We start from the raw sequence: 24396 nt of genomic DNA, 5'->3' as shown, positions 1-24396 counted from the left end.
CCACACCTTAAGACCAGGACAGCCTTCAGATCGCGACGTCGGCCTTGATGCTTGGGTCGGCGTCGTAGCCCACGATCTCGAAGTCTTCGAACTTATAGTCGTAGATCGACGCAGGTTTGCGCTTGATCACCAGCTCCGGCAGCTTCTTCGGCGTGCGCGCCAACTGGGTGCGGATCTGTTCCATATGGTTGCTGTAGGCGTGGGTGTCGCCGGTGGTGACGATGATCTCGTGGGGGATCAGGTCGCACTGCTGGGCCAGCATATGGGTGAGCAAGGCCAGCGCGGCGGTGTTGTACGGCAGGCCGAGGAATACATCGGAGCTGCGGATGTACAACTGCATCGACAGGTGACCGTCGTGCACGAACGCCTGGTACAGCAGGTGGCACGGTGGTAGGGCTTGTTTGCCGTTGCGCGCGTTTTCCTGCGGGCTCTGGGTTTCGTCGGGCAGGTACTCGACGTTCCAGCCGTGGAACAGGATGCGGCGGCTGTTGGGGTTGGTCTTGAGGGTGTGGACCATGTAGTCGATCTGGTTGATCGTGCCGCCGTCCTTGGTTGGCCAGGCCGTCCACTGCTCGCCGTACACCGGGCCGAGGTCACCCTCTTCGGTGGCCCATTCGTCCCAGATGCGCACGCCGTTTTCGTTGAGCCACTTGATGTTGGTGTTGCCGCTCAACATCCAGATCAGTTCATTGGCGATACTTTTGAAGTGAAGCTTCTTGGTGGTCAGCAGCGGGAAGCCGTCGGCCAAGTTATGCCGATACTGACGGGCAAACACGGCCTTGGTGCCGGTGCCGGTGCGATCGCCCTTGGTCAATCCATTGGTCACGACGTCGTTCAGTAGTTCGAGATATTGCTTCATGTGGGTACCCGTATCGTTGAAGCCCAGGCCAGATAAAGACCTGGGCATTCGAATTTAAAGCGCGGTGTTCTTCAGAGGTTGCGGGCGGTTGTACGCCCACCACAGCAGGCCCAGGCCGCCGATGATCATCGGCAGGCTGAGGATCTGGCCCATGGTCACCCAACCGAACGCCAGATAGCCCAGCTGCGCATCCGGTACGCGCACAAACTCGACGATAAAGCGGAAGATCCCGTAGAACAGCGCGAACATGCCGGAAACCGCCATGGTCGGGCGCGGTTTGCGCGAGAAAATGTAGAGAATAAGGAACAGTGCCACGCCTTCCAACGCGAACTGGTAAAGCTGCGACGGGTGGCGCGGCAATTGCGCCGGGTCGCTGAACGGCGGGAACACCATGGCCCACGGTACGTCGGTCGGCTTGCCCCACAACTCGGCGTTGATGAAGTTGCCGATACGCCCGGCGCCCAGGCCGATCGGCACCATCGGCGCAACGAAGTCCATCAGTTGGAAGAACGACTTGCCGTTACGGCGACCGAACCACCAGGCGGCGATCATCACACCGATGAACCCACCGTGGAACGCCATGCCGCCCTTCCACACTTCGAAGATCAGTGTCGGGTTGGCGATATACGCCGAAAGGTCGTAGAACAACACATAGCCGAGTCGTCCGCCGACGATCACCCCCATCGACAGCCAGAAAATCAGGTCGGAGAGTTTCTCCTTGGTCCAGGTCGGGTCGAACCGGTTCAGGCGTCGGGAGGCCAGAAACCAGGCACCGCCGATGCCGATCAGGTACATCAACCCGTACCAGTGGATTTTCAGCGGACCGATGGCCAGGGCCACCGGGTCGATCTGCGGGTAAGGCAGCATTGCGACTCCTCATTAAATCATTCGTTAGGCGTGCGGACCATGCCGGTGTGCGATTAAGCCTGCGTTACAGCCGCTGTTTCAAATTAAGAAGTTCACACGCACCGAAACGCCAGGCATGTTAACGGATGGAAGGCGTGCCGCCCAACTTCGATACGATGGAACGCCTGCCGCTGTATGAGTAGAGTGACAAAAAACACAAAAGGGATCGCCTGATGTGCCTGATTGTTTTTGCCTGGCGGCCGGGCCACGCCCAGCCGCTGATCGTCGCGGCCAACCGTGACGAGTTCTACGCCCGCCCCAGCCTGCCGCTGGCCCAGTGGCCGGATGCGCCAGAGGTGTACGCCGGTCGTGACCAGGAAGCCGGTGGCACCTGGCTGGGCGTGAATGCCGATGGGCGCTTTGCCGCCCTGACCAATATCCGCGACCCGCATCAGCCGCCGGCCCGTAAGTCACGGGGAGAGCTGGTTGCGCGATTTCTCAACGGTTCGCTGCCGATTGATGAGTATTTAGCCGACGTTAACGGCCGTTCAATTGAATATGCCGGGTTTAACTTGCTGGTGGGCACGCGGGATGAGCTGTGGCATTACAACGCCAATCACACCGAGCCCACGCGCTTGAAGGCCGGAGTGTATGGATTATCCAATGCGGGGCTGGATACGCCGTGGCCCAAGTTGCTCAAGGCCAAGGCGGCGTTGGGCGAAGTATTGGCGGACCCGCAGCCGGAGGCCTTGCTGGAAATCCTGAGTGATCCGCAGACGGCACCGTTTGCCGATTTGCCGGATACCGGCGTGGGGTTGGCGACGGAGAGCCTGCTGTCGAGCGTGTTTATTGCCAGCCCGAGTTACGGCACGCGGGCGAGCACAGCGCTGATAGTGAATGCCGACGGAACGCGGCGGATGGTGGAGCGCAGTTTTGGGCCGCATGGTGGGCGGCTGGGCGAAGTCGAAATCAACCTATAACCACACCGAAACCCAATGTGGGAGGGGCAAGCCCCCTCCCACATTTTTAAAGGGTTTTGGCAGACGCCGGGTTGATCATCCGCGTCAGCCCCAGGTTCTTCAGGGCCAACTGCAACGAGCTGTGGATAACTTGCGGGTTGTCGATAGTCATCAACTCCGCCAGCAGCTCCTTGGCCATGCTCAGTTCCACCTGGCGCAGCATCCATTTCACCTTCGGCAAGTTGGTGGCGTTCATCGACAGGCTGTCAAAGCCCATCGCCATCAACAACACTGCCGCCGCCGGGTCACCAGCCATTTCGCCACAGATGCTCACCGGCTTGCCTTCGGCATGGGCGTCGCGCACCACATGTTGCAGGGCTTGCAGCACCGCCGGGTGCAGGTAGTCGTAGAGGTCGGCCACCCGTGGGTTGTTACGGTCCACGGCCAATAGGTATTGGGTCAGGTCGTTGGAACCCACTGACAGGAAGTCCACCTGCCGTGCCAGTTCCTTGGCCTGGTACACCGCCGCCGGGATTTCGATCATCACACCAATCGGCGGCATCGGTACGTCGGCGCCTTCGTCGCGTACTTCGCCCCAGGCGCGGTGGATAAGATGCAACGCCTCTTCCAGCTCATGGGTGCCTGAAATCATTGGCAGCAGGATGCGCAGGTTGTTCAGACCTTCGCTGGCCTTGAGCATGGCGCGGGTCTGTACCAGGAAAATTTCGGGGTGGTCGAGGGTGACGCGAATGCCACGCCAGCCGAGGAACGGGTTGTCTTCTTTGATCGGGAAATACGACAGTGACTTGTCGCCGCCGATGTCCAGGCTGCGCATAGTCACCGGCAACGGGTGGAAGGCCTGCAGTTGCTCGCGATAGATCGCCAGCTGCTCCTTCTCACTCGGGAAGCGCTGGTTGATCATGAACGGCACTTCGGTGCGGTACAGCCCCACCCCTTCGGCGCCGCGCTGTTGCGCACGGGCCACGTCGGCGAGCAGGCCGGTATTCACCAGCAACGGCACACGGTGACCATCGGTGGTCACGCATGGCAACTCGCGCAATGAATCGAGGCCCAGCGCCAGTTGCTTCTCTTCCTCAACCACTTCGGCGTATTGCTTGCGCAGCACTTCACTGGGGTTGGTGAACACTTCACCGCGATGACCATCGACGATCATGTCGATACCATCCACCTTGGAATACGGCAGGTCCACCAGGCCCATCACCGTCGGGATGCCCATGGCCCGGGCCAGGATCGCGACGTGGGAGTTACCCGAACCCAGCACCGAGACCAGGCCAACCAGTTTGCCTTCTGGCACTTCGCCAAGCATGGTGGCGGTCAGCTCTTCGCTGATCAGGATGGTGTTGTCGGGGTAGACCAGGTTGGTGGTGCGATCTTCCTGCAGGTACGCCAGCAGACGGCGACCGAGGTCGCGCACATCCGAGGCCCGTTCGCGCAGGTAGGCGTCGTCCATCAGTTCGAAACGGTTGACGTGATCGGTGACCACCTGGCGCAGCGCGCCCTGGGCCCACTGGCCGGTCTTGATCACGGTCTTGACTTCATTACCCAGCGACGCGTCGTCAAGCATCATCTGGTACACGTCGAACAGCGCGCGCTCTTCGGGGCGCAGTTGGGTGGCCAGCTTGGTCGACAGGTTGCGCATGTCGGCGCGCACGCCTTCCAGGGCGGTCTTGAACAGTTTGATTTCAGCGTCGATGTCGGTGACGGTCTTGTCCGGCACCACGTCCAGATCCGCCGGCGGCAGCATGACCACCGCCGTACCGACCGCAGCGCCTGGCGAACCGGGTACACCAACGAACTTGGCTTCCTGGATACCCTTGCCTTCGCGCCCCAGGCCGCGAATCGAGCCGGTGGCTTCGGCGTGGGCGATAACCCCGGCGAGTTGCGCGCTCATGGTCACGAGGAAGGCTTCTTCACCTTCGTCGAATTGGCGACGTTCTTTCTGCTGGATGACCAACACGCCGACGACGCGGCGGTGGTGAATGATCGGCGCACCGAGGAACGAGGCGTAACGCTCTTCACCGGTTTCGGCAAAGTAGCGATAACGCGGGTGATCGGCCGCGTTTTCAAGGTTCAGGGGTTCTTCACGCGTCCCCACCAGGCCCACCAGACCTTCATTGGGCGCCATGCTGACCTTGCCGATGGAGCGCTTGTTCAAGCCCTCCGTGGCCATCAGCACAAAACGGTTGGTCTCGGGGTCCAGCAGGTAAACCGAGCAGACCTGGCTGCCCATGGCTTCCTTGACGCGCAACACAATAATCCCCAACGCCGCCTTGAGATCCTTGGCGGAGTTAACTTCCTGGACGATCTTGCGCAGCGTATTGAGCATGGCTCGGGGTCGAACTCCGTCGTCAGTCGCGCGCTAAAAGGCGCGGGGCAAGCTCTTTGAGCGCGCGACGATAAACCTCGCGCTTGAATGTCACCACCTGGCCCAACGGATACCAATAGCTGACCCAGCGCCAGCCATCGAACTCCGGTTTACCGGTCAAATCCATCCGCACCCGCTGCTCGTTGGAGATCAGGCGCAGGAGAAACCATTTCTGCTTCTGGCCGATGCACAGCGGTTGGCTGTGGGTACGCACCAGGCGTTGCGGCAAACGATAGCGCAACCAGCCACGGGTACAGGCCAGAATTTGCACATCTTCGCGCTCAAGGCCGACTTCTTCGTTCAACTCGCGGTACAAGGCGTCTTCAGGGGTCTCGTCGGGGTTGATTCCACCTTGAGGAAACTGCCAGGCATCTTGGTTGATTCGGCGAGCCCATAGCACCTGTCCGGCATCATTCGTAAGAATAATCCCGACATTAGGACGGAAACCATCGGGGTCGATCACGGCAACAACCTCGCAAACGCATGTCGCCGCATTGTTCCACAAAGGTTGATGAAGCGGCAACGAGGCTTCGTACCTTATGTGCACTCTTGTGAAAAGACCGTATTCTGGACGCCTTTTTACAGACTTTTCAGCGAGTAACTGCAATGCGCCTGGCTTTATTCGACTTGGACAACACCCTTCTCGGCGGTGACAGCGATCACGCCTGGGGCGATTACCTCTGTGAACGCGGGATTCTCGACCCGGTGGCCTACAAGGCCCGCAACGACGAGTTTTACCAGGACTACCTGGCCGGCAAGCTGGACAATGCCGCCTACCTGAACTTCTGCCTGGAGATCCTCGGCCGCACCGAGATGGCCCAGCTGGACGAGTGGCACAACGACTATATGCGCGACTGCATCGAGCCGATCATGCTGCCGCTGGCCATTGAGCTGCTGGCCAAGCACCGCGCCGCCGGTGATAAGTTGGTGATCATCACCGCCACCAACCGTTTCGTCACCGCGCCAATTGCCGCACGCCTGGGCGTGGAAACCCTGATCGCCACCGAGTGCGAAATGGAAAACGGCCGCTACACCGGGCGCAGCACCGATGTGCCGTGCTTCCGTGAAGGCAAGGTGACGCGCTTGAACCGCTGGCTGGAAGAAACCGGGTACAGCCTTGAAGACAGCTACTTCTATAGCGACTCGATGAATGACCTGCCGCTGCTGGAGCAAGTGACCCACCCGGTGGCGGTGGATCCGGATCCGAATCTGCGGGCCGAGGCCGAGAAACGCGGGTGGCCGGTAATCACGCTGCGCAGCTGATGAAGCCATCGGGGGCAAGCCCCCTCCCACACTTGATCGGGTTCACACGGTCAAAATGTGGGAGGGGGCTTGCCCCCGATGCAGACGACTCGGTCCAAAGCCTTAAACCGGCTTGGCGCCCATCAGACCGGCAATCACCACAAACCCCACCAGACTGACCACCGCCAGCACCAGCGTGAAGTTCAGGCTACCGCCCTCGCCTTTGCCCAGGCGATTGAGCCGCGCCACCAGCCAGAACCAGGCCAGCGCCGCCACGGTATAGAGGATGCTGGAGCCCAGGATCCAGGTCTGGCCCAGCGGCCAGCCCACCAGATGCACCAGCCACCAGCCGGTAAACGGCATGCTGACCACGCATACGCCCATCAGCAACCAAACAAAGGCCCACGGGCGTTGCACGGTCACCGCCGGGCCGGCGCTGCGCTTGCGCCAGGCCAGCAGCGCCAGGCCAAGGCCACTGAGCAGCAACACCACGGTGGCTGCCATGTGGATAACTTTCAGGGTGGTCAGGGTTTCCATGTGTCGTTTTCCTTAAAGGCCGCCCCCTCAGCGTAGTCGCTCAACCGAGGAACAGTTTGTAGGCCGGGTTATCGCTTTCATCCCAGTACGGGTAGCCGATGGCTTCCAGGGCGGCCGGTACCAGGTGACGTTCATCCGCCGGCACTTGCAGCCCGGCGACCACACGGCCGTCTGCCGCACCGTGGTTGCGATAGTGGAACATCGAGATGTTCCAGCGCCCGCCCAATTTGTTAAGAAAGTTGAACAAGGCCCCCGGACGCTCCGGAAACTCGAAGCGCAACACCACTTCATCGCTAACCTTGGCCGCATGCCCGCCGACCATATGACGGATATGCAACTTGGCCAGTTCGTTCTCGGTCAGGTCCAGCACCGGGAAACCCTGGCTGGTCAGGCTGGCGATGAGTGCACTGCGCGGATCGTTTTCCGGGTGGGTCTGCACGCCGACAAAGATGTGCGCCTCGCTGCCGGAGTGGTAGCGATAGTTGAATTCGGTGATCTGGCGTTTACCCACGGCCTCGCAGAACGCCTTGAAGCTGCCGGGCTTCTCGGGGATGGTCACGGCGATGATGGCTTCGCGCCCTTCACCCAGCTCGGCGCGCTCGGCCACATGGCGCAGGCGGTCGAAGTTGACGTTGGCACCGGAGTCGATGGCGACCAGGGTCTGCCCGGTGACACCACGGGTTTCAACGTACTTCTTGATCCCGGCCACGCCCAAAGCCCCTGCCGGCTCGGTGATGGAACGGGTGTCGTCGTAGATGTCCTTGATCGCCGCACAGATCTCGTCGGTGCTCACGGTGATCACTTCATCCACATAGTCCTTACAGATGTCGAAGGTGTGCTGGCCGATCTGCGCCACCGCCACGCCATCGGCAAAGAGGCCCACGCTCGGCAACACCACGCGCTCGCCCGCGGCCATGGCGGCCTGCAGGCAGTTGGAGTCGTCCGGCTCGACGCCGATGATCTTGATCTCGGGGCGCAGGTATTTCACGTACGCCGCAATCCCGGCGATCAGCCCGCCGCCGCCCACCGGTACGAAAATCGCGTCCAGCGGCCCTGGATGCTGGCGCAGGATCTCCATCGCCACGGTGCCCTGCCCGGCAATGGTGTGTGGATCATCGTAGGGGTGGATATAGACGTAGCCTTTTTCGTCGACCAGTTTCAGCGAGTAGGCCAGGGCTTCCGGGAACGAATCGCCATGCAGCACCACTTTGCCGCCACGGGAGCGCACGCCTTCGACCTTGATTTCCGGCGTGGTCTTGGGCATCACGATGGTGGCCTTGACCCCCAGCACCTTCGCCGCCAGGGCCAGGCCCTGGGCATGGTTACCGGCAGAAGCCGTGACTACCCCGCGCGCACGTTCTTCGGCGCTCAGTTGGGTCAGCTTGTTGTAGGCGCCGCGAATCTTGAACGAGAACACCGGCTGCAAGTCTTCACGCTTGAGCCAGACCTGGTTGCCCAGCCGCTCGGAGAGCTGGCGGGCGGTCTGCAACGGGGTTTCTACGGCAACGTCGTAAACGCGCGAGGTGAGGATCTTTTTGACGTACTGTTCAAGCATCGGCGGATATCACTGGGCGGGTTGGGCAGGGCCAAGGAGTCTAACCCAGCGTTTGGGCGGGCGACCACACGAATCCAGAGGTTTTGTTGGGTTATACTCGCGCCCCTCGATAACTCCCCGCCCGTTCCGGAGCCCGCATGACCCAGGATCAACTCAAACAGGCAGTGGCCCAGGCCGCTGTCGATTTAATCCTTCCTAAACTCGACGACAAGAGCATCGTCGGTGTCGGCACCGGCTCCACCGCCAACTGCTTTATTGATGCACTGGCCCAGCACAAAGGCGCATTCGATGGCGCCGTGGCCAGCTCCGAAGCCACCGCCGCACGCCTCAAGGGCCACGGCATTCCGGTGTACGAGCTCAACACCGTGAGCGACCTGGAGTTCTACATCGACGGCGCCGATGAAAGCGACGCACACCTGAACCTGATCAAAGGCGGCGGCGCAGCCCTGACCCGCGAGAAAATCGTCGCGGCCGTGGCCAAGACCTTCATCTGCATCGCCGACGCCAGCAAACTGGTGCCGGTGCTGGGCGCCTTCCCGCTGCCGGTGGAAGTGATCCCGATGGCCCGCAGCCACGTGGCCCGCGAGCTGGTGAAGCTGGGCGGCGACCCGGTGTACCGCGAAGGTGTGCTGACCGACAACGGCAACATCATCCTCGACGTGTTCAACATGCAGATCACCAACCCGGTGGAGCTTGAAACTCAGATCAACGCGATTGTCGGCGTGGTCACCAACGGACTGTTCGCGGCGCGCCCGGCCGATGTGCTGCTGCTGGGCACCGCCGAAGGCGTCAAAACCCTCAAGGCTTCTTGAAGACGTAGAACAGGTTCGGCTCGCTGACGAGGTACAACGCGCCCTCGTCATCCATGGCGATGCCTTCGGCCTGCGGCACTCGCTTCGTCAGGCCATGGCGCCCGTTGAGCAGTGACAGACTGCTCAGCGGGCGACCGTCGATATCCAGTTCCAGCACCAGGAACGACTCATCCGACAGCGCCAGCAGATGACCGCTGCGCTCATCGTATTGCAGGCTCGACAGGTCACGCACAAACAACCCGGCGTCGCGCTTGGGGTTGTTGATCACGTGCACCGAGTAGGTTTTTTCCGGTTTGAAATGCGGGAAGCCATGCACCTCATAGATCAGCATCGGGTCGCGCTCCTTGGCCACGAACAGGCGCTTGCCCACTGAGTCGTAGGCCAGGCCTTCAAAGCCCTTGTTGCCACCGACATGCACACCCAGGGTCATCTGCTCCGCATCAGCGGCGTCGAGGAATTGGGTGTCATCGTCCACATGCACCTTGATCAGCCGCTGCTGGCGCTCATCGCTGATGACATAGATGTTGTCGCTGATGAACTCCACGGCTTCGGCATCGCCAAACCCGATCAAGGGGATGCGTCGCAGGATCTTGCCTTCCAGGGACAACTCGATCAGTTCGGCGTTTTTATTGGTGACGGTGAACAGGCTTTTGCGCACCGGGTCGTAGGTCAGGGCCGACACATCGTCGTCGAGCCCCTCAATGGCCTGGGCCTCAAGCGTGACGCGGTAGTCCGCCAGCCCGATGGAGCGTTCGTCCGCTGGCTGGCGCCATACCTGCCAATTGAACCAGGCGCGTTCAAACAGACGAAAATGCTGCGCGACGGCCCCGGCGCTGACCAGGGCGATCAGCGCAAGCATGATAAAGAGGGGTTTGGGACGGGCTAGTCGTTGCATCGGGCGGGCTCAAAGTCAAAAGTGGCGAATGAATATCACGCCCGTCTGAATTTAAACTTAAACACGCCCGGATGTCTGGCAGATGCCGCTCACAGAGACCTATCTGACGTAATCGGTGTGCTATTTCTGCTTTTCGAACCGGTAGAACAGGTTGGGCTCACTGACGATGTACAGCGTGCCCTCCTCGTCCATGGTCACCCCTTCGGCACGGGGAATGGTGCGCTTGAGGCCGTTGAAGCCACCCAGCAGGGTCATGAAGCTGACTTGCTGGCCCTTCTCGTCCAGCTCCAGCAGCAGGTGGGAGTCGGCCGACAGCACCAGCAAATGGCCGGTACGCGGGTCGACGGCCAGGGCGGAGAGGTTGCGCATGTCCAGTTCTTTGCTCGCCAGATTTTGTTTATCGCCCGCCAGGGTCGGGCCGCCGTCGCTTTTCCAGGTGAACAACGCGGGCGGGCGCTCTTCGCCAAGGATCAACTGCTGGTTGCGCTTGTCCCAGGTGATGGCTTCGAAGGCCTTGTTCTGGTCCTTGGACGGGCCGAGGTCATAGCTGGTGAAGTCGGCCTTGTTCAGTTGGGTGGTGCTCGCATCGACCTTGACGATGGTCAGGGTGTGCTGGCGCTCGTCGACCACCGCCAACAGGCCATTCTCCATCACCGTCACGCCTTCCGGGTTGTCCCAGCCGTTGAGCGGCATCTTGCGCAGCACATCGCCTTGCAGGCTCAACTCGGCCAGGAACGGGTTTTTGCCCATCACGGAAAACAGGGTTTTGGTCTGTGGGTTGTAGGCAACGTCTGACGCTTCGTCCTTCTCCATCCCCGGCAAGAGCTTGCCATCGATGACCGCATGGTAGTCGGGCAGCCATACGCTCTGCTGGCGTTCGGCCGGCGTCTCAAAGCGCTCCAGCACCCACAGCACACCGCGATCATCCCAGTGCAGGGCCCAGGCCACGCCATACAGGATCACCCCTGTCAGCAACAGCCAGGAATACCAGCGCATGGCAAAACGGGAACGCGGCTTGGGTGAAGCGGAGGGCAGGGACACGGCCATTGGGCGCTTTTTCCGGAAAGTCAGCGTTAGGTGATAGCACAGGAACAACGGGCCTGCGCGAACGAGGCTGAGGATTATCCGGATGGCGTGTGAAAAAAATGCAAAAGCCTGGGATGTGGGAGGGGCTTGCCCCCGATTGCTGAGTGTCAGGCAACAGATGTTTGACTGATAAACCGCTATCGGGGGCAAGCCCCCTCCCACAATGTTGACCGCATTTTGTCAGTGCTTAACGCACAACGCTTTCAAAGCGATTCTGGCCCGCCAATTCCAGCACCAACTCATCCCCCACATTCAGCGGGCCCACTCCGGCCGGGGTGCCGGTGAGGATCACGTCGCCGGCCTGCAGCGAGAAGCAGCCGGCCATGTGCTGGATCATCGGGATGATCGGGTTGAGCATCTGCGCGCTGTTGCCGTCCTGGCGCACTTCACCGTTGATGCTCAGGCGGATGCCGATGTCGGTCACGTCGGCAAAGGTGCTGCCCACCACGAACGGTGCAATCACCGCCGCGCCGTCGAAGGACTTGGCGATTTCCCACGGCAGGCCCTTGGCTTTCAGCTCGGCCTGCTTGTCACGCAGGGTCAGGTCCAGGGCCGGGGCGAAGCCGGAGATGGCGTCCAGTACTTCTTCACGGCTGGGCTTGTTCGACAATGGCTTGCCGATCAACACCGCGATTTCCGCCTCGTAATGCACCGAACCGCGCTCGGTGGGGATCGTGAAACTGTCGCCCAACGACACCACGCAGCTGCCTGGCTTGATGAACAGCAACGGCTCGGTTGGCACCGGGTTGTCCAGTTCCTTGGCGTGTTCGGCGTAGTTACGCCCGATACACACCACTTTCCCCACCGGAAAGTGGATGTTGGTGCCGTCGACATACTTATGCTGGTAGCTCATGGAACGACTCCTTCAGGGCGGTTAAACAGCGAAGATCTTGCCAGGGTTCATGATCCCGTTCGGGTCGAACACCGCTTTCACTGCCTTCATGTATTCGATTTCAACCGGCGAGCGGCTGTAGGTCAGGTAATCGCGCTTGGTCATGCCCACGCCGTGTTCGGCGGAGATCGAACCGTTGTACTTCGCGACGGTTTCGAACACCCACTTGTTCACGGTGGCGCACTTGGCGAAGAACTCGTCCTTGCTCAGATTTTCCGGCTTGAGGATGTTCAAGTGCAGGTTGCCGTCGCCGATGTGGCCGAACCAGACGATTTCGAAGTCCGGGTAGTGTTCGCCGACGATCGCGTCAATTTCCTTCAAGAACGCCGGAACCTTGGAGACAGTCACCGAGATATCGTTCTTGTATGGGGTCCAGTGGGAAATGGTCTCGGAGATGTACTCGCGCAGTTTCCACAGGTTGTGCAGCTGGGTTTCGCTCTGACTCATCACGCCGTCCAGCACCCAGCCCTGTTCCACGCAGTGCTCGAAGGTTTCCAGCGCGTGGTTGGCGACTTCTTCGGTGGTGGCTTCGAATTCCAGCAGCGCATAGAACGGGCAGTCGGTTTCGAACGGCGCCGGCACGTCGCCACGACCCATGACCTTGGCCAGGGCCTTGTCGGAGAAGAATTCGAAGGCGGTCAGGTCCAGTTTGCTCTGGAACGCGTGCAAGACCGGCATGATCGAATCGAAGTCAGTCGTACCGAGCACCATGGCAGTGAGGTTCTTCGGCGCACGGTCCAGGCGCATGGTGGCTTCGACCACAAAGCCCAGGGTGCCTTCGGCGCCGATGAACAGCTGGCGCATGTCGTAGCCGGTGGCGTTCTTGATCAGGTCGCGGTTCAGCTCCAGTACGTCGCCCTTGCCGGTGACGACCTTCATGCCGGCCACCCAGTTGCGGGTCATGCCGTAGCGAATCACCTTGATCCCGCCGGCATTGGTGCCGATATTGCCGCCAATCTGGCTGGAACCCGACGAAGCGAAGTCCACCGGGTAGTACAGGCCTTTTTCTTCGGCGACGTTCTGCAATTGCTTGGTGACCACGCCCGGCTGGCACACGGCGGTGCGGTCGGTGAGGTTCACGTCGAGGATCTGGTTCATATAGTCGAACGACACCACCACTTCACCGTTGGCCGCCACGGCAGCGGCCGACAGGCCAGTACGCCCACCGGATGGCACCAGCGCGACCTTGTGGGTATTGGCCCAACGCACGATGGCCTGGACCTGCTCAGTGGTCTTGGGGAAGACAATGGCGGTCGGCGCGGGTGCGAAGTGCTTGGTCCAATCCTTGCCGTAAGCCTCCAGGGAGTCTGCATCGGTCAGCACTTTGCCGGGCTCAACCAGGGTCTTTAGCTCATCAATCAGGGCAGGATGGGTCATCGACAGAACTCTCGAACAATTCATGGTCATCCTGAGAACGCTTCACGTCGCAGGAATGAGTGTTTAGCGGGGCGCGTATGCTAGCATACCGCCCCCGCAGGACAGAGCCCAAGGGCGTTTCTGCGGTGACGGCTTTCCTGCCGTCCGGGTCAGCTTAAGCGATCCGATTCCCTGCCATTTTTCTCCGGGATACAGGTTTACGCAGATGAGCAAGACTTCTCTCGATAAGAGCAAGATCAAGTTCCTTCTTCTGGAAGGCGTCCACCCATCGGCCGTCGAAGTTCTGAAGGCCGCCGGGTACTCCAGCATTGAGTACATCACCAGTTCTCTGCCGGAAGCCCAGCTCAAGGAAAAGATCGCCGACGCGCACTTTATCGGCATTCGCTCCCGCACTCAGCTGACCGAAGAGATCTTCGATCACGCCAAGAAACTCGTGGCGGTCGGCTGTTTCTGCATCGGCACCAACCAGGTCGACCTCTCTGCTGCGCGCGAGCGCGGCATCGCGGTGTTCAACGCACCGTACTCCAACACCCGTTCCGTAGCGGAGCTGGTGCTGGCCGAGGCCATCCTGTTGTTGCGCGGCATTCCCGAGAAGAACGCTTCCTGCCACCGTGGCGGCTGGATCAAGAGCGCGGCCAACTCCTTCGAGATCCGTGGCAAGAAGCTGGGCATCATCGGCTACGGCTCGATCGGCACCCAGTTGTCGGTCCTGGCTGAAGGCCTGGGCATGCAGGTGTTCTTCTACGACACCCTGACCAAGCTGCCATTGGGCAACGCCACCCAAGTGGCCAGCCTGACCGAGCTGCTGGGCATGTCCGATATCGTGACCCTGCACGTTCCGGAAACCGCTGAGACCCAGTGGATGATGGGCGAGAAGGAAATCCGCGCCATCAAGAAGGGCGGCATCCTGATCAACGCGGCACGCGGTACTGTGGTCGAACTGGACGCCCTGGCCGACGCGATCAAGGACAAGCACCTGATCGGCGCCGCCATCGACGTGTTCCCGGTTGAGCCTCGCTCCAACGACGACATCTTCGAAAGCCCGCTGCGTGGCCTGGACAACGTGATCCTGACCCCGCACATCGGTGGTTCCACCGCTGAAGCCCAAGCCAACATTGGCCTGGAAGTGGCCGAGAAGCTGGTCAAGTACAGCGACAACGGTACCTCGGTATCGTCGGTGAACTTCCCGGAAGTGGCCCTGCCGGCTCACCCTGGCAAGCACCGTCTGCTGCACATCCACCAGAACATCCCTGGCGTGATGATGGAGATCAACAAGGTCTTCGCGGAAAACGGCATCAACATCTCCGGTCAGTTCCTGCAGACCAACGAGAAGGTCGGCTACGTGGTGATCGACGTCGACGCCGAGTACTCGGACCTGGCGCAAGAGAAGCTGCAGCACATCAACGGCACTATCCGTAGCCGCGTGTTGTTCTAAGGTTTCAACCGCACCACGAAAAAGGGAGCCCCTCGGGGCTCCCTTTTTTGCATCTGAACAAATCTTACTTGACGTTAACCGTGATCACTTTCGAGGCTACAGTGGGCTCGAACTGGCGGTGCACGTTATCGCCCGCTACCAGCTGCAAGGTGTGTTTGCCTGGGGTCAATGTCAACTCGGTTTCGGTTTGCGCCTTACCGAAATGAATCGAGGTGGCAGTGGCCGGGATAGCCTCGTCTGCTTTGAGCGACGTCACGTCCTGGTCGACCAGCAGGTGATGGTGACCGGCACCTGGCACCTGCTTGTCGATCGGTTCCAGGTCCAGACCCTTCACGCCAAATTTGACGGTGAAGGTCTTGTCGACGGTCGCGCCATCTTTGGGCGATACGATAAACACCTCGGCGCCTTTGGGGGCGGGGGTGCGCGGAACATCAGCAGCATTCGCCAACATCGAAGCACCCAGCATCAGGGAGGCCAGGGTGGCACGGGACAAAAGGGCTTTCATTCGCTTCTCCAGTTTTTCTGTGAAATCTGTAGGGTTATGACAACTTCGCGACAAATTGCTGTCCAAGGCACTCAACACCATAGCAAAGCGATGCTGACCGGCGCCTCGCACATAAAAATTCTCTAGGAGTGACCATGCGCTTTTCGCCTGGCCTGTTACTGCTGCTTCCCCTTCTGAGCCCCCTGGCTCACGCCGAACTGGTCGATGATGTGTTCGATCGTGGCGAACTGCGCATCGCCCTTGAAGCCAATACGCCACCGTTCAACTTCAAGGACGGCGACAAACTCACCGGTTTTGAAGTGGAACTGGGTGAACTGCTGGCCAAGGAAATGGACGTGCGCTCCTCGTTCATCACCACCGATGACGCCGACTTGCTGCCAGGGGTGGCAACCGGCAAGTACGACGTGGCCATCAACCATATCGCTAAGACTGCCGACCTTGAGGATCAGTTCGATTTCAGTGAGGCTTATCGCGAGAAGCCCGATTTGGTGATCCCGTTCCAAAAGGGTAACCCGGCGTTCAAGACGAGCCTGGACGGCGCGCTGAAGCGGGTGAAGGAGGATGGCCGGTTAAAGGCGCTGTCGCAGAAGTGGTTTGACGCAGAAGCCCCGACTACAACTGCGCCAGTGCCTGCGCAGCCTCAGGTAACTCCAACTCACTGAACACCTGCACGCCGTGGCGCTTGAGCAGCGCCGCGGTTACGCCCTCGCCACTCACTTTCACGCCGGTAAAGGTACCGTCATAAGTGAGCAGGTTGCCACAGGACGGGCTATTGGCCTTGAGCACGGCGATGCGGATAGCGTGGCGTTCAACCAGCGCCAGTGCCTGGCGGGCGCCATCAAGGAACGCTGCGCTGAAATCTTCGCCCTCAGCCGTCAGCACCTGGGCACGCCCCTCCCACACATCCACGCCCTGCCCGCCTGGGATCTCGGCAGCAGGTCGTGGCGTTGGCAAACCACCCGACACTTCCGGGCAGATCGCAACCACACGCCCTTCGGCCTGCCACGCCGCCAATTGGTCGAACGGCCCGCTGGCCCCGCCGTCGTAACGCACCTTGTGCCCGAGCAGACAGCGGCTGATCAGAATCTTTTGCATGTTTAAAACGGCTCGTTGCCCCGCCGGCGAAACCAGCCGGTGAGGGACAGGCGTTCGCGCGTAGCGGGCATCACTTCGTGGGGCACCTCGCCCGACAGGAACACCACCAGGCAACCGCCGGTGGGCACCACATCGTATTCGACGCCGTCCTTGAGGTACATGCGCAACTGGCCGCCATGTTCGGGCAGCCAGGCGTCATTCAAGTAGATCACCGCCGAGACCATGCGCCGGTCATCGTCGCGGAAACGGTCCAGGTGCTTGAGGTAAAAAGCCCCCGGCGGGTACATCGCGAAGTGGCTCTCAAAGTCTTCCAGGCCCAGGAACAGGCCACGGTTCATGGCGAGGCGCAGGCTGTCCATCACCGCCATGTAAGTGTCGCAAACCGCCGCATCGCCCTCTTCCAGCCACTGGATGTGGTCACCGCGAATGCCTTCTCGAATCTCCTGGGTCGGCCCCCGCCCTACCGCTGCCGGGGCCAGTTCACCTTCGGCCTTGCGTTTACGGCACTCAGCCGCCAGTTCCAGGGTCAGAGCCTGGGGCAGGAAGCCGTCCTGTCTGGACCAGCCCTTTTCGGCCAGGTCGTCGACAATACGTTGCAGCAAGGGGTGATCGAGGGGTATTTGCATGGCGCGCATAGTATCCATACGCCTGTGAATCCGACAGAGCCGCCGAGCGTCTGAATGCACTTTAGTCAGGTGACTGATAGGACTTCTCGACAAATCCTACGCCCGACACGGACAATAGTGGCCGACTGACAGGAGTCCCTATGCGTCGTTTGTTTTTTTCCTTGCTGATGTTCTGCGTTTTGCCCGCCTGGGCAGACGGCCATGACCAGTTGTACAAGGTCGCCGGCTGGGCCGAACAACGTGCGCATTTCAATGACGCCCTCAGTGCCGCCCAGCAACGCTACCGCAATAGCCTGCCGCCAGCGGTGTACCAGGCGCTGGTGGATAACAGCAATAAACGCTTCGCCGCCCAGGCGGTGGACCAGCGTGCCGAAGCGCAATTGCGCAAGCACCTGGCGGACCCTGCGCCTGCCTTGGCGTTTTTCCAATCACCCCTGGGCCGCAAGATTGTCGCCGCCGAATTGCTCGCCACCCGCCGCGACCAACTGGCGAAAAATGCCCAGGGCCTGCCGAAAATCGAGGCCGACGCCACCCGCAGCCTGATCATCGGCCACCTGGCCCAGGCCCTGCCGGCCCGCGAAGCCGGCGCGGAAGTCAGCCTGGCGATTGCCGGCGTGGCGGCCGACAGCCTGAGCCAGATGATCCCCGGCCTGCTGGGCGGCGGCCAGGCCCAGGGTATGTTGAATGGCCAACGCGAGCGGTTGATGCAGCAGATCGACAAGGACCTGAACAACACGCTGCTGTACGTTTATCGGGATCTGTCCGACCCGGAGCTGGAAGAATTCGCGACGTTTGCGGAGTCGCCGGAGGGCAAGGCGTATTACCAGGCGGCACTTGCCGCTATTCGCGCCGGGCTGGCGGTCGGGCAAAGCACTTCCAGCCTTACGCAGTAAAAAGTGTGGGAGGGGGCAAGCCACCTCCCACATTTGGATCGCGTTAGTTCAGGTGTTGGGTGAGATAGCTGAAGTACTGCTCACGAATCTCCGGAATCTCATTGGCCAGATGATGCCTGCCACGCGGCAGCATCAACACCTCGGGCTGGTCGAACTTGCTGCGCAACACCTGCAGGTTGTGCTGCCAATCCACGGTCATATCCTCTTCACCCTGCACAATCACCGGTCGCCGAGGGCTGCGCGGTGCGGCTTCGATGCGTTTGATCCAGCGCGCCAATGCACCCACCCAGGCGGTCGGCAATTGCCGCGGCTGCAGCGGGTCGACTTCAAGGAACGGTTTGAACGCGGGGTCGTGGGTGTTTTCGCTGAACCGCCGCGCAATGCCTTTGACGAATGGGCGCAGCAGGTAATAACTGACCTGCGACCAACCCCAGGCACGCGGCCGCACCAACGGTGACAGCAGGAAGGTCTTGCCCTGGGCCGGGCTGTCGGCGCCGTGGTTGAGCAGGTGGTCCACCACCACCGCGCCGCCGGTGCTTTGCCCGAACAGGTGCCAGGGTTGCGGCAACTGCAATGCTTCGGCCTGGGTAAACAGCGCCCGCACCACGTGCTGGTACACCGCGAAATCATCGATGCTGGCGCGTGCGCCGCTGGACAGCCCATGCCCGGGCAGATCGCAGGCGATCACCACAAAACCCTGGTCCAGCGCCCACTTCACCACATGGCGGTACAACCCCATGTGGTCGTAGAAGCCGTGGAACATGAACATCGTCGCTACAGGCCTGGGCGGCCACCACACCTGCGCGACCACCTCGAAACCGTCCACCTCGAAGCGCCCCAGGCGGCTCTCGGCCTGGTCCAGCCCGTAGAAACGCTGGTAGACCCGTGCCTCGGCTGAAAGCGGTTGCGCATCCACCAGGGGCCGCAAGCTTTCGCGCAGATGATCGGGGTCAAAGGTAACGGGCATAAAGGCTTCCAGACTGGCGGCGAAGATGAATATCGAGCTGCGATATTCATCTGTCAGGACAAGCATGGCAAGCTACGCGACCTTCGAGGATACATCTGAATGCGACCGCCCTACCGCACCGCCCTATTCGCCAGCCTGATCCTGGTTATCTGCGCCGGCGTGCTGTGGGCGGCGTATGACTGGTTCCAGGGCCGCTACCTGCGCGCCTTCAGCGAACACACGGCGGTGTTTTCCGGCGACCCATTGAAGCTGCCCGCCGACCTCGCCGGCCCCGGCCCGATCCGCCTGGTGCACTTCTGGGACCCGGCCTGCCCGTGCAACGTCGGCAACCAGCAGCACCTGGGCGAGCTGATCGAGCAATACGCGCCCCAAGGCGTCGAGTTCTATGCCCTGCAGAAGCCCGGCAGCCACGGCCAACTGCCCGACAACCTGCGCACGATGAAAATCCTCACCACCCTGCCCGGCGCCGACCAGGTGCCGGCCAGCCCAGCCGTGGGAATCTGGGATCGCACAGGCAAGCTCGCGTATTTCGGGCCCTACAGCGAGGGCCTCACCTGCAACTCCAGCAACAGCTTCATTGAGCCGATCCTCAAGGCACTAGACGCAGGACGCCAGATAAATGCTACTCACACCCTGGCAGTGGGCTGCTATTGTTCGTGGCCAAAAGGCTCGTAACCCGCCTCTCTCTTGGTAAGGAATATTCATGAAGCGCGTCTTGCAGGTGTTCGCGGTTCTGGTCGTGCTGGCTGCCCTTGGCGCAGGCGCGTACGTCTATAGCAAACAGCCCACCCGCCAGGGCACGGTGACGCTGGCCAACCTGCAAGGCTCCGTCACGGTGCGCTATGACGACCGTGGCGTGCCGCATATCCGCGCCGAGAACGAAACCGACCTGTATCGCGCCCTCGGCTATGTGCATGCCCAGGACCGTCTATTCCAGATGGAGATCATGCGGCGCCTGGCGCGTGGTGAACTGGCCGAGGTGCTGGGCCCCAAAGTGCTGGAGACCGACAAGCTGTTTCGCAGCCTGCGCATTCGCGACCGCGCCGCGACCTATGTGGCGCAACTGGATCATGAGTCGGCGCACTGGAAGGCCCTGCAGGCCTATCTGGACGGGATCAACCAGTATCAGGACAGCCACGCCCGCCCGATGGAGTTCGACGTGCTGGGCATCCCCAAGCGACCGTTCACCGCTGAAGACACCATCAGCGTTGCCGGGTACATGGCCTACAGCTTTGCCGCCGCGTTTCGTACCGAGCCGTTGCTGACTTACGTACGCGACCAATTGGGCAGCGACTACCTGAAAGTCTTCGACCTCGACTGGCAACCCAAGGGTGCGCTCAACCTCGCCGCCAGCGATTGGCAGACCCTCGGCGCCCTCGCCTCACTGAGCGAACAGGCCCTGGCCGACAACGGCCTGCCGCAGTTCGAAGGCAGCAACGCCTGGGCCATCAGCGGCAACCGCACCAAGAGCGGCAAGCCGTTGCTGGCGGGTGACCCGCATATTCGTTTCTCGGTGCCATCGGTGTGGTACGAAGCGCAGCTGTCGGCACCGGGTTTTGAGCTGTATGGCTATCACAACGCTCTGGTGCCGATGGCGTTCCTGGGACACAACCTGGACTTCGGCTGGAGCCTGACCATGTTCCAGAACGATGACCTCGACCTGATCGCCGAGAGGGTCAACCCGGACAATCCCAACCAGGTCTGGTACCACGGCCAGTGGGTCGACATGACCCGCACCGAGCAACAGATCGCGGTGAAGGGCCAGGCGCCACTGACGTTGACCCTGCGCCAATCGCCCCACGGCCCGATCATCAATGACGTGCTCGGCGAGAACGCCGGCAACACACCGATTGCTATGTGGTGGGCGTTCCTCGATACCCAGAACCCGATCCTCGAAGGCTTCTACCAACTCAACCGCGCCGACACCCTGGCCAAGGCGCGAGCCGCTGCAGCCAAGGTTTCCGCACCGGGCCTGAATATCGTGTGGGCCAACGCCAAGGGTGATATCGGCTGGTGGGCAGCGGCGCAATTGCCGATCCGCCCGGCCGGAGCCAACCCCGGTTTCATCCTCGATGGCAGTACCGAACAAGCCGATAAACTGGGCTTCTACCCCTTCACCGCCAACCCCCAGGAAGAGAACCCGGTGCGCGGCTATGTGGTGTCGGCCAATGCTCAGCCCGTGTCACCCACCGGCATGGAAATCCCCGGCTATTACAACCTGGCCGACCGTGGCCAGCAGTTGAATGCGCAGTTGAGCGACAAGAGCGTGAAGTGGGACGTGAACAACAGCCAGGCCTTGCAGCTGGGCACCACCACCGCTTTCGGCCCGCGCCTGCTGGCGCCGCTGCTGCCGGTACTGCGTGAGGTGGTCAAGGACCCGGCGCAGCTGAAACTGGTGGAACAGCTTGCCAGCTGGAAGGGTGACTACCCGCTGGACTCCACCAGCGCCACGCTGTTCAACCAGTTCCTGTTCAACCTCGCGGACGCGGCCTTCCACCCGAAACTCGGCGACAGCATGTTCAAGACCCTGCTCACCACCCGTGTGATTGACGCCGCGCTGCCCCGCCTGGCCGCCATGCCGGATTCGCCGTGGTGGGACGGCAAGCGCGCCGACACCGTCAAGCTCGCCTGGGACAACAGCCTCGCGCACCTCAAGGCCACCCTTGGCGATGACCCGAGCCAATGGCAGTGGGGCACCGCGCATACCCTCACCCACGGTCATCCGTTGGGCATGCAGAAGCCTTTGGACAAGGTGTTCAACGTCGGCCCGTTCCCTGCCCCGGGCACCCATGAAGTGCCGAACAACCAGTCGGCCATGATCGGCCCGGCACCGTGGCCGGTCACCTACGGCCCCTCGACCCGTCGCCTGATCGATTTCGCCGACGTGGCCCACGCGCTGACCATCAACCCGGTCGGGCAAAGTGGCGTGCCGTTTGACCGCCACTACAGCGACCAGGCCGAAACCTACATCGAAGGTGGCTACGAGCAGGCGCACTTCACTGACGAGGAAGTCACCGCCAACACCCGTGGCACCCTCAAGTTGCTACCCGCCCGATGAACGCAAACGCCCCGGCGCCTCGCCATAGGTTTCCTTGAATTTCTTGCTGAACGCCGCCTGGGACTGGTAACCCACCTGGGCGGCGATATCCAGCAGGCTCAGGTGTGACTGGCGCAGCAGGTTGAACGCCAGCTCCATGCGCAATTGGGTCAGCAGCACCCACGGCGATACGCCCGCGACTTTCACAAAGGCGCGCATGAAGGTGGCGCGTGACATCGTCGCAGCGGCCGCCAGGCTGTCGATGGTCCACTCATACCCTGGATCGGCCAGCATGGCTTGCCAGGCCTTGCTCAGGCGCTTGTCGGTAAGCAAGGCGAAGGTGCCGGCGACCGGTGCCTGACGGGCGAGCCAGGCGCGCAGGATCAGGGTGAACAGCGCCGATGACAATGCATCGATAAACGAGCGGGCGCCGAGTTGCTGGCCGTCCGCTTCGCTGCGCAATAACGCGATCAACGCCGCCAGTTGCCCGTCGCCGTGCCACTCGCGGCTGGACACCACCAGGTATTCCGGCAACGCGCCGAGCAGCAGCGACTGGCGGTTGTAGTGAAAGCTGCCGCAGAGCATGTCCAGGTCCGGCTGGTCACCGCCCAGGCGGTGCACGGTGAGCACACCGCCTTCGATGACCTTGGGTTGCATCGGCCGGATCCGCGCGCCCTGGCTGCGCAGCAAATGCGTGGCACCGCCGGGCATCAGCAAAATATCGCCCTGCTCCAGGGTCACTTGCTGCCCACCCGACAACTCGGCGCGGCAGGTGCCACTGAGCACGATGTGATAGGGCGCCATACCCAGGCTTTCCGGCGCATGGTCCAAGGCCCAGTCGCCCTGGAACTGGCAGCGCAGATCCAGACTGCCGCGCAGGTTGGCCAGCGCGATAAGCGTGTCGATCGAATTCATTTGCGAGCATCGGTCAAAAACATGAGCGGATTGAACAATAACGCCGCCCCCGAACGGAAGACACTGGCTCCACACCACCCTACCCGTTCAGGAGTTACCGCAATGTTCAATAACTGGTCCGACTTGCTGCCTACCGTGAAGAAAGCCTTTGGCGCGCTGGGCAAGAGCAACCCGAAGATGGTCAAAGCCTACATGGCGCTGGGCGAAGCTGCCGAGGAAAACAACGTCCTCGATGCCAAGACCCGTGAACTGATTTCCATCGCCGTGGCCATTACCACCCGCTGCGACGGTTGCATCGGCGTGCATGCCGATGCGGCAATCAGGGCCGGCGCCACCCGCGAAGAAGTCGCTGCCACGCTGGCCACTGCGATCTCGCTGAATGCCGGCGCGGCGTACATCTACTCGCTGCGCGCGCTGGAAGCCTACGACACGCTCAAACCGGCGCCGCAAAGTTAAGCCGGAACTGTTGCGGCGTCACGCCCAGCCGACGGTTGAACACACTGCGCATGTGCTGGGCGTCACGAAATCCGCATTGATAGGCCACGGTCTTCAGCGGTGCGGGGCTGCTTTCAAGCATCACCCGCGCCGCGTCCACCCGCGCGCGCTCGACAAACTCCGCCGGCGTGATGCGCGCCTCGCGGGCAAACACCCGGGAGAAATTGCGCGCACTCATGTTCGCGGCCTTGGCCAGGTCGGCAATGGTCAGGTCCCCGGTCAGGTTCGCCAACACGTACAACTGCACCAGCGCCACCGCCGAGGTGGTTTCGGCGTGGGGCGTCAGAAACGGGCTGAACTGCGACTGCCCGCCCGACCGCTGGGTGAACACCACCAGGCGCTTGGCCACGCTCAACGCGACTTCCGGGCCATGGTCCTGGGCCAGCAGATACAACGACAGATCGATGCCCGCCGTGACCCCGGCCGAGGTGTAGAGATTGCCATCCTGTACGTAGAGGCGATCGGCTTCGACCTGGGCCGTGGGGCACAGGCGCGCCAGATCCGCCGCATCGTTCCAGTGGGTGGTGACGGTTTTCCCGTCCAGCAGCCCGGCGCGGGCCAGCATGAAGGCGCCGTTGCAGATGGAGCCGAAGCGCTGCGCACGCGCCGTGGCACCACGCAGCCAAGCATCGAACTCGGCGCCGAAGTCTTCGAAGGGTAACTGCGGACCACCCGCCACCAGCAGCAGGTCATAGGGCTCAAGGGCATCGCTGTAGTGCCGGTGGGCCTGCAGCGACAGACCGTTGGAAGCGGCCATGTTGCCGTGACCGAAGCCGATGACTTCCAACTGGTAATGATCCTGCGGCGGCAGAAAACGATTGGCTTCGCAGAACACGTCCATGGGACCGGTCACGTCCAGTGACTGGACGCCGGGGAAGATCAGGATGGCGACGATTTTGCCCATGGGTACTAAGCCTTGTGATGACCTGTAGGAGCGAGCTTGCTCGCGAAGAACGCCAACGATAACGCGTTCTGCCTGGAG

The 24396-nt window shown here is 61.6% G+C and carries 25 protein-coding genes; 9 read left to right on the top strand and 16 right to left on the bottom strand.

Annotated features, from left to right (window positions below; all coding sequences use genetic code 11):
* Positions 1–25 precede the first annotated feature (25 nt).
* Entirely contained in the window at positions 26–859 is an 834-nt protein-coding gene (locus tag NL123_RS01695; RefSeq protein WP_071494804.1) for a thymidylate synthase, read from the bottom strand.
* 54 nt (positions 860–913) lie between these two features.
* A complete protein-coding gene (gene lgt / locus NL123_RS01690) occupies positions 914–1726 on the bottom strand; it encodes a prolipoprotein diacylglyceryl transferase (protein ID WP_058426513.1) in 813 nt (270 codons plus the stop codon).
* A 212-nt stretch (positions 1727–1938) separates the two neighbouring features.
* On the opposite strand from lgt, the gene NL123_RS01685 reads away from it, so the two are divergent.
* Positions 1939–2685, top strand: a complete 747-nt coding sequence (locus tag NL123_RS01685; RefSeq protein ID WP_494357105.1) for an NRDE family protein — start codon at positions 1939–1941, stop codon at positions 2683–2685.
* 46 nt (positions 2686–2731) lie between these two features.
* Here NL123_RS01685 and ptsP read toward each other — a convergent pair whose 3' ends face one another.
* Together ptsP and NL123_RS01675 are read right to left on the bottom strand one after the other, a co-directional pair.
* On the bottom strand, positions 2732–5011 hold the full coding sequence (gene ptsP, locus NL123_RS01680; protein WP_248485154.1) for a phosphoenolpyruvate--protein phosphotransferase: 2280 nt from the start codon (positions 5009–5011) through the stop codon (positions 2732–2734).
* Between the two features lie 22 nt (positions 5012–5033).
* Entirely contained in the window at positions 5034–5513 is a 480-nt protein-coding gene (locus tag NL123_RS01675) for an RNA pyrophosphohydrolase (protein ID WP_003176750.1), read from the bottom strand.
* A 143-nt stretch (positions 5514–5656) separates the two neighbouring features.
* On the opposite strand from NL123_RS01675, the gene NL123_RS01670 reads away from it, so the two are divergent.
* Entirely contained in the window at positions 5657–6313 is a 657-nt protein-coding gene (locus NL123_RS01670; protein WP_494357104.1) for a histidinol-phosphatase, read from the top strand.
* Between the two features lie 102 nt (positions 6314–6415).
* On the opposite strand, the gene NL123_RS01665 is transcribed toward NL123_RS01670, so the two are convergent.
* Positions 6416–6829 (bottom strand): DUF2269 family protein, encoded by a 414-nt coding sequence (locus tag NL123_RS01665; protein WP_494357103.1) that lies wholly within the window; start codon positions 6827–6829, stop codon positions 6416–6418.
* A gap of 40 nt (positions 6830–6869) precedes the next feature.
* Positions 6870–8384, bottom strand: a complete 1515-nt coding sequence (ilvA, locus tag NL123_RS01660; RefSeq protein WP_071494519.1) for a threonine ammonia-lyase, biosynthetic — start codon at positions 8382–8384, stop codon at positions 6870–6872.
* A gap of 137 nt (positions 8385–8521) precedes the next feature.
* Between ilvA and rpiA the strand changes: the two genes are divergently transcribed.
* Positions 8522–9196 (top strand): ribose-5-phosphate isomerase RpiA, encoded by a 675-nt coding sequence (gene rpiA, locus NL123_RS01655; protein WP_248485162.1) that lies wholly within the window; start codon positions 8522–8524, stop codon positions 9194–9196.
* Here rpiA and NL123_RS01650 read toward each other — a convergent pair.
* The 4 genes from NL123_RS01650 to NL123_RS01635 all read right to left on the bottom strand — a co-directional run bounded on the left by NL123_RS01650 (position 9183) and on the right by NL123_RS01635 (position 13446).
* Positions 9183–10091 (bottom strand): SdiA-regulated domain-containing protein, encoded by a 909-nt coding sequence (locus NL123_RS01650; protein WP_494357102.1) that lies wholly within the window; start codon positions 10089–10091, stop codon positions 9183–9185. The two genes, rpiA and NL123_RS01650, sit on opposite strands and share 14 nt — an antisense overlap.
* Positions 10092–10211: 120 nt before the next feature.
* On the bottom strand, positions 10212–11138 hold the full coding sequence (locus NL123_RS01645) for an SdiA-regulated domain-containing protein (protein ID WP_494357101.1): 927 nt from the start codon (positions 11136–11138) through the stop codon (positions 10212–10214).
* 226 nt (positions 11139–11364) lie between these two features.
* On the bottom strand, positions 11365–12030 hold the full coding sequence (locus NL123_RS01640; protein ID WP_494357100.1) for a fumarylacetoacetate hydrolase family protein: 666 nt from the start codon (positions 12028–12030) through the stop codon (positions 11365–11367).
* A 21-nt stretch (positions 12031–12051) separates the two neighbouring features.
* On the bottom strand, positions 12052–13446 hold the full coding sequence (locus tag NL123_RS01635) for an FAD-binding oxidoreductase (protein WP_494357099.1): 1395 nt from the start codon (positions 13444–13446) through the stop codon (positions 12052–12054).
* A gap of 205 nt (positions 13447–13651) precedes the next feature.
* Here NL123_RS01635 and serA point away from each other — a divergent pair, with 205 nt between their 5' ends.
* Positions 13652–14881 (top strand): phosphoglycerate dehydrogenase, encoded by a 1230-nt coding sequence (gene serA, locus NL123_RS01630; RefSeq protein ID WP_058426502.1) that lies wholly within the window; start codon positions 13652–13654, stop codon positions 14879–14881.
* A gap of 64 nt (positions 14882–14945) precedes the next feature.
* Here the strand turns inward: serA and NL123_RS01625 are convergent, their stop codons facing one another.
* Positions 14946–15386, bottom strand: a complete 441-nt coding sequence (locus NL123_RS01625; protein ID WP_248485181.1) for a DUF4399 domain-containing protein — start codon at positions 15384–15386, stop codon at positions 14946–14948.
* 134 nt (positions 15387–15520) lie between these two features.
* Between NL123_RS01625 and NL123_RS01620 the strand changes: the two genes are divergently transcribed.
* Positions 15521–16048, top strand: a complete 528-nt coding sequence (locus NL123_RS01620; protein WP_248485183.1) for a transporter substrate-binding domain-containing protein — start codon at positions 15521–15523, stop codon at positions 16046–16048.
* On the opposite strand, the gene NL123_RS01615 is transcribed toward NL123_RS01620, so the two are convergent.
* On the bottom strand, positions 15999–16481 hold the full coding sequence (locus NL123_RS01615) for a 2-thiouracil desulfurase family protein (RefSeq protein WP_248485184.1): 483 nt from the start codon (positions 16479–16481) through the stop codon (positions 15999–16001). The genes NL123_RS01620 and NL123_RS01615 overlap by 50 nt on opposite strands.
* 2 nt (positions 16482–16483) lie before the next feature.
* Positions 16484–17116 (bottom strand): 2OG-Fe(II) oxygenase, encoded by a 633-nt coding sequence (locus NL123_RS01610; RefSeq protein ID WP_248488272.1) that lies wholly within the window; start codon positions 17114–17116, stop codon positions 16484–16486.
* A gap of 131 nt (positions 17117–17247) precedes the next feature.
* Between NL123_RS01610 and NL123_RS01605 the strand changes: the two genes are divergently transcribed.
* Positions 17248–18000 carry a DUF2059 domain-containing protein gene (locus NL123_RS01605; RefSeq protein ID WP_248485186.1) on the top strand — a complete coding sequence of 251 codons (753 nt, stop codon included), beginning with the start codon at positions 17248–17250 and terminating at the stop codon, positions 17998–18000.
* Between the two features lie 43 nt (positions 18001–18043).
* On the opposite strand, the gene bipL is transcribed toward NL123_RS01605, so the two are convergent.
* The gene (bipL, locus tag NL123_RS01600) at positions 18044–18967 is read right to left on the bottom strand and encodes a phospholipase BipL (RefSeq protein WP_248488273.1); all 924 of its coding nucleotides are present in this window, start codon (positions 18965–18967) and stop codon (positions 18044–18046) included.
* Between the two features lie 99 nt (positions 18968–19066).
* Here bipL and NL123_RS01595 point away from each other — a divergent pair, with 99 nt between their 5' ends.
* Together NL123_RS01595 and NL123_RS01590 are read left to right on the top strand one after the other, a co-directional pair.
* Positions 19067–19642, top strand: a complete 576-nt coding sequence (locus NL123_RS01595; RefSeq protein WP_494357098.1) for a DUF6436 domain-containing protein — start codon at positions 19067–19069, stop codon at positions 19640–19642.
* A gap of 28 nt (positions 19643–19670) precedes the next feature.
* On the top strand, positions 19671–22025 hold the full coding sequence (locus NL123_RS01590) for a penicillin acylase family protein (RefSeq protein ID WP_494357097.1): 2355 nt from the start codon (positions 19671–19673) through the stop codon (positions 22023–22025).
* On the opposite strand, the gene NL123_RS01585 is transcribed toward NL123_RS01590, so the two are convergent.
* Positions 22011–22919, bottom strand: coding sequence for an AraC family transcriptional regulator (locus tag NL123_RS01585; RefSeq protein WP_248485191.1), 909 nt, complete (start codon positions 22917–22919; stop codon positions 22011–22013). The genes NL123_RS01590 and NL123_RS01585 overlap by 15 nt on opposite strands.
* 102 nt (positions 22920–23021) lie before the next feature.
* Between NL123_RS01585 and NL123_RS01580 the strand changes: the two genes are divergently transcribed.
* Entirely contained in the window at positions 23022–23375 is a 354-nt protein-coding gene (locus NL123_RS01580; RefSeq protein ID WP_248485193.1) for a carboxymuconolactone decarboxylase family protein, read from the top strand.
* Here NL123_RS01580 and NL123_RS01575 read toward each other — a convergent pair.
* The gene (locus NL123_RS01575; protein ID WP_494357096.1) at positions 23353–24318 is read right to left on the bottom strand and encodes a GlxA family transcriptional regulator; all 966 of its coding nucleotides are present in this window, start codon (positions 24316–24318) and stop codon (positions 23353–23355) included. The genes NL123_RS01580 and NL123_RS01575 overlap by 23 nt on opposite strands.
* Positions 24319–24396 lie beyond the last annotated feature (78 nt).

Source organism: Pseudomonas sp. FBCC-B1565, from assembly GCF_059133265.1.
This window is presented reverse-complemented; position numbering and strand designations above follow the sequence as displayed.

Bases quoted from the DNA above. Each gene is read 5' to 3' on its own strand.
- NL123_RS01640 (WP_494357100.1), bottom strand. From the start codon at position 12,030: ATGAGCTACCAGCATAAGTATGTCGACGGCACCAACATCCACTTTCCG.
- bipL (WP_248488273.1), bottom strand. From the start codon at position 18,967: ATGCCCGTTACCTTTGACCCCGATCATCTGCGCGAAAGCTTGCGGCCC.
- NL123_RS01585 (WP_248485191.1), bottom strand. From the start codon at position 22,919: ATGAATTCGATCGACACGCTTATCGCGCTGGCCAACCTGCGCGGCAGT.
- NL123_RS01575 (WP_494357096.1), bottom strand. From the start codon at position 24,318: ATGGGCAAAATCGTCGCCATCCTGATCTTCCCCGGCGTCCAGTCACTG.
- NL123_RS01580 (WP_248485193.1), top strand. From the start codon at position 23,022: ATGTTCAATAACTGGTCCGACTTGCTGCCTACCGTGAAGAAAGCCTTT.
- NL123_RS01625 (WP_248485181.1), bottom strand. From the start codon at position 15,386: ATGAAAGCCCTTTTGTCCCGTGCCACCCTGGCCTCCCTGATGCTGGGT.
- NL123_RS01590 (WP_494357097.1), top strand. From the start codon at position 19,671: ATGAAGCGCGTCTTGCAGGTGTTCGCGGTTCTGGTCGTGCTGGCTGCC.
- serA (WP_058426502.1), top strand. From the start codon at position 13,652: ATGAGCAAGACTTCTCTCGATAAGAGCAAGATCAAGTTCCTTCTTCTG.
- NL123_RS01685 (WP_494357105.1), top strand. From the start codon at position 1,939: ATGTGCCTGATTGTTTTTGCCTGGCGGCCGGGCCACGCCCAGCCGCTG.
- rpiA (WP_248485162.1), top strand. From the start codon at position 8,522: ATGACCCAGGATCAACTCAAACAGGCAGTGGCCCAGGCCGCTGTCGAT.
- NL123_RS01645 (WP_494357101.1), bottom strand. From the start codon at position 11,138: ATGGCCGTGTCCCTGCCCTCCGCTTCACCCAAGCCGCGTTCCCGTTTT.
- NL123_RS01615 (WP_248485184.1), bottom strand. From the start codon at position 16,481: ATGCAAAAGATTCTGATCAGCCGCTGTCTGCTCGGGCACAAGGTGCGT.
- NL123_RS01620 (WP_248485183.1), top strand. From the start codon at position 15,521: ATGCGCTTTTCGCCTGGCCTGTTACTGCTGCTTCCCCTTCTGAGCCCC.
- NL123_RS01635 (WP_494357099.1), bottom strand. From the start codon at position 13,446: ATGACCCATCCTGCCCTGATTGATGAGCTAAAGACCCTGGTTGAGCCC.
- lgt (WP_058426513.1), bottom strand. From the start codon at position 1,726: ATGCTGCCTTACCCGCAGATCGACCCGGTGGCCCTGGCCATCGGTCCG.
- ptsP (WP_248485154.1), bottom strand. From the start codon at position 5,011: ATGCTCAATACGCTGCGCAAGATCGTCCAGGAAGTTAACTCCGCCAAG.
- NL123_RS01595 (WP_494357098.1), top strand. From the start codon at position 19,067: ATGCGACCGCCCTACCGCACCGCCCTATTCGCCAGCCTGATCCTGGTT.
- NL123_RS01670 (WP_494357104.1), top strand. From the start codon at position 5,657: ATGCGCCTGGCTTTATTCGACTTGGACAACACCCTTCTCGGCGGTGAC.
- NL123_RS01695 (WP_071494804.1), bottom strand. From the start codon at position 859: ATGAAGCAATATCTCGAACTACTGAACGACGTCGTGACCAATGGATTG.
- NL123_RS01605 (WP_248485186.1), top strand. From the start codon at position 17,248: ATGCGTCGTTTGTTTTTTTCCTTGCTGATGTTCTGCGTTTTGCCCGCC.
- NL123_RS01610 (WP_248488272.1), bottom strand. From the start codon at position 17,116: ATGCGCGCCATGCAAATACCCCTCGATCACCCCTTGCTGCAACGTATT.
- NL123_RS01650 (WP_494357102.1), bottom strand. From the start codon at position 10,091: ATGCAACGACTAGCCCGTCCCAAACCCCTCTTTATCATGCTTGCGCTG.
- NL123_RS01665 (WP_494357103.1), bottom strand. From the start codon at position 6,829: ATGGAAACCCTGACCACCCTGAAAGTTATCCACATGGCAGCCACCGTG.
- ilvA (WP_071494519.1), bottom strand. From the start codon at position 8,384: ATGCTTGAACAGTACGTCAAAAAGATCCTCACCTCGCGCGTTTACGAC.